We start from the raw sequence: 12,212 nt of genomic DNA, 5'->3' as shown, positions 1-12,212 counted from the left end.
ACAATTTTACTTTTTGTCCCTTAATTCGTCCGTAAAAGAATACGGTTTATCTTCTGTTGCTATACCCCGGGATAGATTGGGTTGCGCAGACATGCTGAACTTCAACTTAGCCCCTTTATACAAATCTGCTATGCGCAAAAAATTAGCTGTATATTTTTTTCCATTTACACGCAATTGATCGACGTATACGTTTTCTTTTGACTGGTTTTCCGCTGAGATAACGACCGTTTTTCCATTTTCCAATTGCAGCCTCATTTCCTCAAATTGAGGCGATCCCAACACATATTCTCCCGATCCCGGCGCGACGGGATAAAAACCCATTGATGAAAATACATACCAGGCAGACGTCTGCCCGTTGTCCTCGTCTCCACAGTAGCCATCGGGAGCTGCGGAGTAGAGTTTATCCATAATCTCCCGTACCCAATACTGTGCTTTCCACGGAGAGGCTGAATAATTATAAAGATAGGGCATATGTTGTATAGGTTGGTTACCATGTGCATATTGCCCCATATTCATGATCTGCATCTCCCGCATTTCGTGAATCATGCCTCGGCTTGTCATCCCTTCCAGACTAGGTACCAAAAAGACAGTATCTAACATGCCGGTAAATGCTTCATTACCTCCCATTAAGTCAATCAACCCTTGTGGATCATGAAATACACAGAAGCTCCAGTGCCATGAATTACCTTCAGTAAACTCCTCGGACCACGCGCTTGGATCGAATTTCGCGATAAATGACCCATTTTTATTCTTTCCGCGCATAAGCTTTGTTGAAGGATCATAGAGGTTCTTATAGTTCAGGGCTCTTTTGGCGTATATATCTATCTCCTCAGCCGGCCGCCCCAAAGCCTTGCCAAACTGATAGATGCACCAATCGTTGTATGCATATTCTAATGTCCGGGCCGCATTCTGTGAAATACCTGCATCTGCCGGTATGTATCCCAGTGTATTATAAAGTTCATGTCCGTATCTTCCCGTAGAGGTATTCTTCGGATGTACATTATTCGCGCCCCATTGTACAGCCTCCCATAACACCATCGGATCGTACCCTGTCCTGCCAGTAAGAAAAGCATCTGCCACAACAGAAGCCGAATTGTTTCCAATCATAGAAGCACGGTGTCCTGGCGATGCCCATTCCGGCAGAAAGCCACTTTCTTTATAAGCGTTAACCAGCCCTTCCTGCATACGGTCGTTCATGGATGGATAAAGCAAATTCAATAACGGGAAAAGACTGCGGAACGTATCCCAAAACCCGGTGTCGGTAAACATCTCGCCAGGCAACACTTGTCCGTTATAGGGACTATAGTGCACCCGGTTTCCTGCGGCGTCTATTTCCGAAAGATCCCGCGGAAAAAGTGTGGAACGGTACAAACATGAGTAAAAGGTGCGGAGGCGATCGATATCCTGATCTTTAATACGCACACGTCCCAACACCTCGTTCCACTGGTTGCGTCCTTCATCAGCAACTGCTTCCAACGACTTGCCACGCACCTCGTTCAAATTCAGTGACGCCTGCTCAAAACTGATAAACGACGATGCCACGCGGGCTGTTATCTGTTGTCCTTTTTTCAATCCTTTGAACCCGACAATTGCTCCAGCATGATCCGTCGTGACATCCAAGCCTTCGGCCTTGATGCTTCCGTTGTTCACCACAAAATGGCTGTCCATCGGCTGATCAAACTCAATAATAAAGTAATTCTTAAAGTTTTCCGGCGTTCCACCGCTATTGCGGGTATTATATCCGATAATCTTATTTTCTTCTGGTATAAGTTTGATAAAAGAACCTTTGTCAAAAGCGTCGATTACAACATACGCACTATCGGTCTTCGGAAACGTAAACTTGAAGACGACGGCCCGTTGTGACGGGCTGAATTCTGTCGTAACATCGTGATCCGCAAGGAATACGCTATAATAGTATGGCTTTGCAATCTCCGCTTTATGTGAGAACCAACTGGCTCGCTCATCTTGGTCAAATACCGGTTTCCCCGTTATAGGCATCAACGAAAACTGTCCATAATCGTTATTCCAAGGGCTGGGCTGGTGTGTTTGTTTAAAACCTTTAATCTTGTCTGCGGTATACGTGTAAATCCATCCATCTCCCATATTACCGGTCTGCGGAGTCCAAAAGTTCATACCCCAGGGACGGGCGATAGCGGGATAAGTATTTCCTGTTGAAAGCTCAAATTTGGATAGGGTTCCTACTAGGGGGCTTACGTAGTCTACTGGTTCGGCTGACTGCGCGGCAACTTTTTGCATGCTCGCCATGCACAATAGGGTTAACAGGGAAAAAAAAGTTTGTTTCATATGTATATAACTATTCGTCTATTATTAATATTATTTAATACGCATAAATGCCTTGCATCTTACCATCCAAACACGACTTTTACACCATCGGGATCATTTTCAAACCCTAAAAGGTAGGTTCCCGATTTATTATCCCAGTCTTGTAGATTAAAGACCTCCTGTCCGTTGACTTTTACGCTCTGCGGTTGCCGCGGAAGAAGCACTCTTGAAATGCCCGTTGTTTCTATCGGGCTTTTCGCTACATAGGAATAACTGTTTTTGGTGGTCGCCTCCTCGTAGGTACGATAGGCGGCGGCCAATACCTGCGGCTGCTGTTTGTTCTTAACGAGATCGACGTTCATAAAATATCCCTGCTCACCGGGAGCAATCGTCCGTGCCGGATATACCGGAAGTTTGGGATCGAACAAGTCGATTAGCGTGCCGCTGATGGTGAAATGCTCGTCACTGACACTTTCATCCATTACGGCAACCAGTTCGAATGGCCCCCGCTGCAGGTAGAAATTATTTTTAAAAGCCAACGTTCCTCCCGCAGCTCGGTAGCGCTCCTGCACAACGCTGACCAGGTCTTCGCTGGCATTGGCTCGCATAGCATACTCTTTCGGATCCGTACGGATAATCTGTACCGAACCCGTACCATAGGCATAAAGACCTTCCCGAGCTCCCGGGTCAATGCCCATTTTTTCAAATAGATGATCCGCGGGCGCCCTGTAGCGGTTTCCCGCCGTATTCCACCATTCCTGAACGCTTTGGAATGGGTCGCGGTCCGTACCACTGTAAACTAGTTGCCCTCCAGCTTTTACCCAAGCTGCCAACTGGTCATGGGCTATCTGGTCAAGCGGCTTCATATTCGCATAAGTCATCAGCAAGACCTTTGTATCCGCCAACGCCTCCGCGTAACCTAAATTCTCGATGTGTACCGTCTTTACCGGCACACCACGTTTGAGGAAAGGAAGAGCAAGCCCGTAAAAGTTTGCCAATTGCGGATCGTCATACCCTTCGTGCGTAGGAAAACGCTGAAACATCAGGGAATTCGCCATCAGTACCGAGACACCTTCGCTACCAGAAAGTTTATGCTCGCTCAACGGCATCTGGTTCAATGAATTAATCATCACCTGCATTTGTGTAGAATAGTGTCGTGGGATACGTTCTTTCCGGTCGCTGTTCGGATCAGTACGATAGAATCCCTCGTAAATCCGTTCCGGCCAAGGCATAACCTCGTAATCAGCAATATTGGGATACAACAACTGGGCAACAAACGTAGCCTGGTAGTTGGTCTTATAGTCCACCCAATCCTTGGCACGATCCTCAATCGGGTCTGTCAGAAAGAACATCTTCCTGCCTGTTGGCGCCGTCATCGATTCCATCGACCCATACTCGAGGTATGCCGTCTCGAAAACACGTTCTTTTTCCTTTCCGTTGAAATAGTTCGGCTCACGCGACGTGCCTGTCCAAACCTGAGCGATATAACCGTCCACAACAGGCAGAGAAGCCAAACTAGCCTCCGGCGAGACGATCATCCATTGCGCATAGTTAACAAGTGAATGGGTAGGCACGTAACATTTCACGTCCATACCTTTGGATTTCCCGTATTCTTTGGCAAAGGTAAACACGTCATTCAGCGCCTTGTAGTAGAGTTGATACTTTAGCTTGTTAGAAAGGTAGGTATTCTCCGGCGACTCATGCTGGGGTCGCCAGTCAAAACCGTAATATTTTTTCCATTCCCGCTTAAACGCCTCACTATATCCCCCTCGTGCCCAGAATTCCGGCTCTTCCATAAATATGGCATCGATTCCGGCGTCGATGACCGGTTTCACATGTTTCTCCTTTAGGTATTTTAGAAAGTTGTCTGTGGGCACAATATAGGGGACCATATGTCCGTGCCAAATCGTGTCTTGATCCTGGGTTACCTGTCCTTCGTCTAGGTGCCACTTACCATCCCATTGTCCCGTAAAGTAATCCTGATACTCCCCCCAGGCAATGCCTGTCATGAAATGGATGGTATATCCTCTATCTTTCCAGGATTTCACCCGTTCAGGGAACGGCACCCGCTTGTGTTTATCCGATGGATTCCCACCTACACCGTAGATCATGACCGCATCCGCCCGATTATCGATGGTAGGACGCCACTCTCGAGAAGTCTGAAAGGTCGTTTTGGTCTGTTCTGCTGTATTTTGGGCAAGGACTGGCGTGCTGAATGCAAGCAAACAACACGCGCCTATGCGTACTTTCCAATCTGTCATTTATAATATAAATTGTTTAACTAATCATTCGTTGCTAGTTGACGAATACCTCTTTTGCATCTGTATAATTCCAGCGTCTTGTCCCACTCCCAGCCGGTGTATCGTAATTAATCCGGGCTGCTGCACGAATAAAAACGATACGCCCAGAAGGGATCGTGCCGTTTGACTCAATCGTAATAGTCTCGCCGAACAGGCTGTTAAACGATGATCCTGTGTATAAAATCTCATTCGACCACCGTTCATCCCGGGCACGGTAGCCTACCGTAGAAGAATAGCTTACAAACAATTGAATGTCCGTTACGTTTTGAAAGCTATTGCTATACCCGCCCATGGGCTCTATCTTTGCGCGAAATTCTTCTTCCGAAACCGCTCTAGTGACTCGCACTTTTGCTTGAACCTTGCCGTTGATTACCCGAGGTTCATCCACCCATTCTACTTTAAGGAATGGTTGCACTTCGAACCGAACCTGTGTCACATCCTCTATATCGATGTCTTTTGTTTCATCAGCGATTGGGACACCACGCTCATCCTCTCGCAATAAAGGAATGAACGGGCCGTCGACCTGGACGTTATACCTTCCTTTAAAAACTTTTGTATTTTGGAACGTCCCATCGGGTTTACAGAAAAAATCTGGATTAGGCGTAACATTATCGCCCCAACTGGTCTCTATGAGACGCACCCGGATCCCTTCACTTCCCTGATCTGTCAGCACCGGATCCCCAGTAGCCACATCAACCACTTCGCCTTGCAGTGTTTCGGCTGGAGCTGGATAATTATCTAGCTCAAACATACTGCAAGATGCCAAAAAGAAAAGAGACGCCAACGATATAAAAATGCTTGTCTTTTTCATCTGTTTATTTTTATATTTTCCTTACTCAATTAATTTACTTCTACCTACTGTTCCCTAATCATTACCTATTCGGTTGCTGGTCTATCACGGCGCTCTTTGCGACTTCTCCTCCAGGAATAGCAAAATAGTAGTCGATGATATTGTATTCAAATGTTTTTAAACTAACCCATTGGAATCGTGCATCGAAAAAATACTTTCCACTACTGGTAGAAAAGAAAGGGTAAAGCCCGCGGAAACGATAACGTGTATTGTTACTGAAGGCATCTCTATTCCGGTTTTCACCCCAGAAGCCATTCCTTCCTTCGTAATGCTGCACTCTCCATCTCCGAATATCCCATTTGGATTTGTGCTCTAAAGCAAGTTCTTTACGCCGTTCTTTTCGTACGATATTACGGCCATTTTCCGTCGCTGTAATTGTACTGGCAAGCAGTGACGCCCCGGCTCTCTCCCTGATCTCATTAACCGCTTGCGTGGCCACCTGCATCAAGTCCGAACCGTCAGGAGATCCCTCCCCTGCGAGTGATAGCTCAACGGCAGCTTCCGCCGCATTCAAAAGTACTTCGGCGTAACGCATTAACACAAAGTGCTGATCAGATCTACCTTCTGCTGCTACGAAAGATGGATCGGGGTTTAACCATTTTCTTCCATAAAGACCGGTCAGGTTCCCTTCGCCGTTGTCGTAGAATGGACCGTTCGCACCCGCAGCCGTTATTTGTGTCCCGTTGTAATCAACCAATTCTTGCGCGTTTCCTTCCCGAGGGCTCAGGTACAGCATTTTAGGGTTAGCTCGATAAGCATTCAGGTTCTGATACCGGGTTTCAGCCGCTTGATAGGAATAATCATTAAAAAACGGCTGTATAGGATTGGAACCGGTATAAACACCTGCCCGAATTTCAATGTCTGTACCTTTGAATCGGTCTCCCGGGAAAATGACATATGCACGCAGTCGTGGTTCAGCATTTTCAAAAAATTCCATAGGAGAGTCATACATTAGATACTCTCCCTGTGTGTTGGAATTACCAGTCGTCACCTTGATTGTACCATCCGGGTAGCGGTCGAAGCCTTCGAAAAGTTCCATAAAGTCGAGTGTAGGACAGGTTCCTGACGCTAACGGTGCTTTAAAAATAAAAGGTGCACTGTATGCATCATATCCATGTGTGGCGATAGGAAAAGTGTATTCCTTTACATAGATGTTTTCCGGACTTTCCGAATCACTGAACATGTCGACCATATTCTGATATTGGGCTTCCCGATCATTTGCTGCCCATTTCTTCTTATAAAGCGCATACTTTCCATCGTTCATAATCTCCCTGGCTGCAAGATAGGCCTCCTTGAAATATTTCTTCGATGCGGATTGCCACGCATTCTCTGCAAAACCAATAACCCGGACGCCGGTTTTCTCCCCCAACCCCGTGAGACGACCGGGTACCGTTTCATTATACTTGGCTACACTTCCTGCGTAAAGCATCGCTTCTGATTTAAATGCCAAAGCAACATACTTGTTGGCATAGCCGCGCTTTGGACTTTCAGGAGATAGTAATTCAGCAGCCTGATTAAAATCGGCAAGCACCTGATTCCAGGTCTCTTCCTCGCTGGCGCGTGGTACTTCTAGTGCTGCAATCTCTGCTGGATACTGCATTACTTTGGTCACCAAAGGAACCCCACCAAACCTTCTAGCCATCGCATTGAATACGAATGCCCGTACGAAATAGGCTTCGCCTAAATAGTGATTATAGGTAATCTCGGGAAATGCATCTTTATGAAGCGGAAGATTTTCGATTAGATAGTTAGCATCCCGTAAAAGCGTCATAGCCCTACCCCAATACGGCGTTCGCTCACTGGTAAAGGCCGAACTGATTCCATCACGGTTCAGTGCCTCTCCGGTTCCCTCAATACCCATAGCTGCTAACCATCCATTAAATTCAACTCCCCATTGCGCCATGTATTTGAAATCTTCGAAGGGCATATTACTGTACATTCTTGCCAGGTAAACATCCATCCCCGATTCACTGGTAAACAAGTCTTCATCACCGACTATACTTTTGGGCGGGATATCTAAAAATTTCGAACACGAGGTAAATAAAACACAAATGGCCAGCGTGAACTGATATATTTTTTTCATGCGATTGTTTTTTATCTTAATATGGTCCATAACACAAAAGGATTAAAAGGCGAGGGAAAGACCCGCGGTAATTGTTTTGTTCAACGGATAGAGCCGTCCCAATTCGTCCTCCGGATGCTCCGGATCTACAAATTTTACACCTGTTATTGTAAACAAGTTATAAGCATTAGCAAACACCCGCAGGTTCATCGTTGAGGAAGGCCGGAATTTCGGCAACGTATATCCCAGCTCTATACTTTTCAGTCGCAGATACGCCGTGCTCACACGATTAAATGTCGATGTTTCCAACGGATAGTTACCCGTGAAACCGTAATAACCACTAATCCATTCTTGGGAAGGATCCCAAGGATCGGCCTGGGGATCAACCGTATGCCATCTGTCTAAATACTGTTCAAGTACCCCTCCACCATTGGTTCCCCAAATTGCGCGAAGTGGTTCCAGATACTGCATGGAGCCAAGGGCCGTTCCTTGGAATAGGAAACTCAAATCAAAGCTCTTGTAACTGGCGTCAAAATTAAAACTGAAGTTCAACCATGGCGTGTTGTCAAAAAAGAGTGGACGCATGTCTAATCCATTGATCTCGCCATCACCATTCCAATCCTCGTATTTATAATCACCCGGCAGGGTCTGATTACCTTTATATATCGGAAAGTTCCGGATATCATCCCAGTCTGAATAACGTCCTATTCCCTGATACCCAAACTGCATTCCTTGAAAACGGTTATTGAGATTGTCGTTACGCCATCTATCGTATGAATTTCCCCAAGGCCCTTTCTCGGAGCCTACCAGATGTTTCTGACGGGTAATTGTTCCGATTGCCTTTATCCGGTAGGATAGATCACCGATTTTATTTCTGTGCGAAATTTCAACATCCATCCCAAAATGCTTATCACTATCGAGATTCTCCCGAGGAGCAGTCGCTCCTACAACGGTTGGAAGATCCCCTGTCCGACGTGCAAAAAGCCCTTTTCGCTCCCTTTCAAAATAATCCACCGCAAAGCCAAAAAGACCGTTCCATCCTTCAAAATCGACACCAAGATTTAAGGTATTGGCCGTGTACCATGTAATCAATTGGTTAGGAAGCGCAAGCGTCGAAACGCCATAGATAAACTGGTTTCCAAACATATATCCGGGAGCGTACTGTGCATAATATCCTTTTTCTGCATTATCAGATGTTGCAGGATAATTATATCCGGTAGCCCAGTCATATTGAAGGGCACCATCGTCTCCCAATACACCGTAACTTGCACGCAACTTTAACTGGTTTACGAACTGTAACTTATCCCAATTCTTGAAAAATGGTTCCTCGGATATACGCCAGGCGACTGAGGCGGACGGAAAAAATCCCCATTGACGGCCTGGGAGAAATTTCGAAGAACCGTCATAGCGGAATTGTGCCTCCGCTATATACCGATTGGCAAAGGTATAGTTCGCCCTCCCGAAAACTGCGGCATTGGCTGTTTCATAAATATCGTTCAAGGAGTTGTTCATTCCACCTACCTGATCCTGCGCAACACCACCAAAAAGATAATCCATAGCGAAAGCGAGATTACGTTGAGCAAAGAAATTATCGCCAGTTTGCTTTTGCACTTCCCCTCCCAACATACCAGTTACTTGATGTAGGCTGTTAAATTCCCTGTTATAATTTGCAATGAACTGCCCTAGCACTTGTTGTTTATCAAACATTTCCCGACGTATTTGGTTAGGCGTACTGAGATTATACAATTTAGGCACATACGTTTCGGTTATCTGGTCGAAAGCATATTGATAATACTCTCTCCGATTTATATCGTTATTATCCATACGGTAATCGTAACTTACCAATGCCTTTGCCGAAAGGCCATTCAGCACATCACTGACCGCACCGAAATCGTAATTCAGGCTCGCAGACGATTGAATCTGTTTCTGACCAGTCTTACGATAACCCGAGATATCGGAGGTCATCTTCGCCACAGTATTTTCTTCAAGATCCAATCCTTCATAGTTGAGCATGGTATTCTCCGGATCTGCATACGCCGGAACGAGTACGCCCTGCCGCCAGTAGTTTCTGATTATATCTGCCGAGCTCGAATAAGGACTATTACGTTGATCCACGATTCCACTCAAATTCAGGTCGAAGGTCAACCCCTTCGTCACTTCAGCGCTGATATTCGAACGGAGATTCACTTTGCGGTAGTTCAGATCGCCCGATTTGAAGAAGCCTTCTTGATAAAGGTGTCCTACTCCGACATAATATTGCGATTTATCTCCTCCGCCGGTGATGCTCAAGTCCTGCTGAGTTTGAGGTGCGTAGTCAGAAAAGATTAGGGACGTCCAGTCTGTTGTACGTCTCTTCCCTGTCCTAAAATCTTCAAACCAGCTTTCTGGGTAAATAAGCTCAAAAGGCGATCCAATATTATTCCGAGCTCTTTCATTTTCAATCGTCATCGTTTGGAAGGGATCGGCAAGCACAGGCAATCCCGAGGGCCGCTGAAAGGTATAGGTGCTATTCAACGAGACGCTTGTACGTCCTGTTTTTGTTCCTTTTTTGGTCGTCACAAGGACCACGCCATTAGCAGCTCGTACTCCGTAGATTGCAGCAGAGGCATCTTTCAATACGGATATATCATCAATATCATTCGGATTAAGCCGTTGAAAATCTGCTGTAGTCCGCGGTACCCCATCAATAACAATTAACGGGCTGCCTAAACCTCTAATATCAAAGTTAGCAGCGAAATTTCCTGGCTCGGCACTGCGTTGCCAAACCCTTACTCCGGGAACACGGCCAGTGAGCATATTCTGCGGATTCTCGTTTTTAGTTTTCGTCATTTCGGAACCCTTTATTCCCGATACCGCACCGGTCAGTGTTACTTTTCGCTGCGTACCGTATCCTACGACGACGACCTCTTCCAACGCTGCCTCATCTGTTTGTAAGACGACGTCTATGCGGCTTCGCGTACCGACGGTTTCTTCTGCACTTAAGAAGCCCACAAAGGAATAGTGTAATACAGCCCCTTGCGGTGCTTGAATGGTATATTGCCCTTTGGCATCGGTACTGGTTGCAATTTGTGGTGAGGAGCTTTTTACGAGTATGGATACGCCAGTGATCGGTTGACCCTCCGCGTTGGTTACGCTCCCCGACACATCGACATTTTGTGCCGCCGACACTGCAGGAATCAGGAGAAATGCAATCCATATCGTCTGCATAAATATTCTCATTTCCATAATTAAATTCTTGATCATACAGGTTCTTTTTAACACTATTGATTAGCTATTTTGTTTGTTCATATCTTGACAAAACCGCGTATTCGGCTGCAAAAGCGAAAGTGAACATCCCCTCCGTATTATTTTTACCACGATCACGGTTCCATCCCACCAACAAGTTTGTAGGCAAAAAGCCATTGTAGAAAAAATGTTCATACGCGTAATCCAGATTTTTCTGAAATACATCAATGTAACTGTCTGTCTCATTATGCAACGGGTAAAAGTCGACGTACCCTCTCATTAACACGCCATTGAACCAGTTCCTAAATCCGCTGATGTCGAATGTATAATGATCCGGCACGTCGACACCTTTTTTTGCGAAGTATGAGAAGGTCGCGTTTGCTAAGGCTGTACCGTCTACGCGGTATTTATCATCCGCTGTAACGCGATACAGATCAGCCGCTCCAGACAACATGGTACCGCTGTTATAGGTGATGGCCGGTCCCACCCTATCTCGGCATGTAATTCCTCTACGATAGTCGACTCCTCCGATTTGCTCCAACTGTGGAGATCCTGGCGTGCAGCCTCCCATCATATCATCATATACACCGTCGTTCCGAAGAAGGTAGCTTTTTTGCCATTCATAAATCTTCTTGGCGAATAGCAGATAATAATCACTCTTCTTCATCTGTACCACTTTTCTCGTTCTTCGGTCAGTCTCGTCGATATAACGATGACTGATCTCATCGTTTTTCTCCTTGTAGAGTTCGTGCAGCCAAACTAAAGGGCTTATCATTGGACCATTGCTACACGCATGTTTGGTAACATATCCAGGCCCCCACGAAATGCCACCTACCTCTTTTCCGTTCTCATCGATGGTACAATCCCAACCGTCGAGAACATATTCCGTGAGGTATTCCGCTTTTTCCAGAAACAGCGCGTTGTTGGTAACTTTATAAGCTTCAAGGAATTCCCGAATCAGCCACATTTGGTCATCGTAAACGTTCTCAATCCCCTCTACCCGAGCACCACCTTTGGAATTGCCACGGTTTACACCGTACACCGTCCATTCATTAGTACCAGTATAAGAGGTAAGCGTAAATGTTCCCAAGTAATAATCGACCCCATCGTACAGCTTCATAAGCGCTTGTTCGTACTTATTAAAGTGAGCATCATAGCGTGAAGCATCCCCCTGTTCCTTTTCAGCTTCGAGAGCGTGAAGAATTGCCGTAACGGCCTCGATAGCACTTGTATACATCCATACACTTCCTACCTCATTCGATCGCTGATCGGTATAGGGATTGTAATATCGTGCCATCGTCATTCCGCTTCCCGTAAAATAGGCTTCAAGCGCATTATCTGTAATCTCCATAGCGCGAGTGAGCGATCTCGTGGCGAGATTCGTCTCCTCTGGCGGTGTTGTCCCATCATCGCTATTGGCCTTATCACAGGCATAAATGAAGAAGCATAGCAGGCTCCCCATCGCGATAATTTTACTTTTTTTCCCTTTCAT

General features: G+C 46.0%; 6 protein-coding genes. All 6 read right to left on the bottom strand.

Features of this window, described 5'->3' with window-relative positions; genetic code table 11:
* Positions 1-6: 6 nt before the first annotated feature.
* Positions 7-2,304 carry a GH92 family glycosyl hydrolase gene (locus tag C5745_RS03395; protein ID WP_105715556.1) on the bottom strand — a complete coding sequence of 766 codons (2,298 nt, stop codon included), beginning with the start codon at positions 2,302-2,304 and terminating at the stop codon, positions 7-9.
* Between the two features lie 59 nt (positions 2,305-2,363).
* On the bottom strand, positions 2,364-4,544 hold the full coding sequence (locus C5745_RS03390; protein WP_207795702.1) for a hypothetical protein: 2,181 nt from the start codon (positions 4,542-4,544) through the stop codon (positions 2,364-2,366).
* Between the two features lie 34 nt (positions 4,545-4,578).
* Positions 4,579-5,394: a DUF3823 domain-containing protein gene (locus C5745_RS03385; protein WP_105715555.1), complete on the bottom strand. Its 816-nt coding sequence runs from the start codon at positions 5,392-5,394 to the stop codon at positions 4,579-4,581.
* 61 nt (positions 5,395-5,455) lie between these two features.
* Positions 5,456-7,516, bottom strand: coding sequence for a RagB/SusD family nutrient uptake outer membrane protein (locus tag C5745_RS03380; RefSeq protein WP_105715631.1), 2,061 nt, complete (start codon positions 7,514-7,516; stop codon positions 5,456-5,458).
* Positions 7,517-7,558: 42 nt separating this feature from the next.
* A complete protein-coding gene (locus C5745_RS03375) occupies positions 7,559-10,738 on the bottom strand; it encodes a SusC/RagA family TonB-linked outer membrane protein (protein ID WP_105715554.1) in 3,180 nt (1,059 codons plus the stop codon).
* Between the two features lie 28 nt (positions 10,739-10,766).
* Positions 10,767-12,212, bottom strand: coding sequence for a glycoside hydrolase family 76 protein (locus tag C5745_RS03370; protein WP_105715553.1), 1,446 nt, complete (start codon positions 12,210-12,212; stop codon positions 10,767-10,769).

Source organism: Sphingobacterium haloxyli, from assembly GCF_002980525.1.
In the GTDB taxonomy this organism is placed as follows: domain Bacteria; phylum Bacteroidota; class Bacteroidia; order Sphingobacteriales; family Sphingobacteriaceae; genus Sphingobacterium; species Sphingobacterium haloxyli.
Note: the sequence above shows the minus strand (reverse complement) of the source record. Positions and strands in the feature narration are given on the sequence as shown.

Bases quoted from the DNA above. Each gene is read 5' to 3' on its own strand.
- C5745_RS03375 (WP_105715554.1), bottom strand. From the start codon at position 10,738: ATGATCAAGAATTTAATTATGGAAATGAGAATATTTATGCAGACGATA.
- C5745_RS03370 (WP_105715553.1), bottom strand. From the start codon at position 12,212: ATGAAAGGGAAAAAAAGTAAAATTATCGCGATGGGGAGCCTGCTATGC.
- C5745_RS03395 (WP_105715556.1), bottom strand. From the start codon at position 2,304: ATGAAACAAACTTTTTTTTCCCTGTTAACCCTATTGTGCATGGCGAGC.
- C5745_RS03390 (WP_207795702.1), bottom strand. From the start codon at position 4,544: ATGACAGATTGGAAAGTACGCATAGGCGCGTGTTGTTTGCTTGCATTC.
- C5745_RS03380 (WP_105715631.1), bottom strand. From the start codon at position 7,516: ATGAAAAAAATATATCAGTTCACGCTGGCCATTTGTGTTTTATTTACC.
- C5745_RS03385 (WP_105715555.1), bottom strand. From the start codon at position 5,394: ATGAAAAAGACAAGCATTTTTATATCGTTGGCGTCTCTTTTCTTTTTG.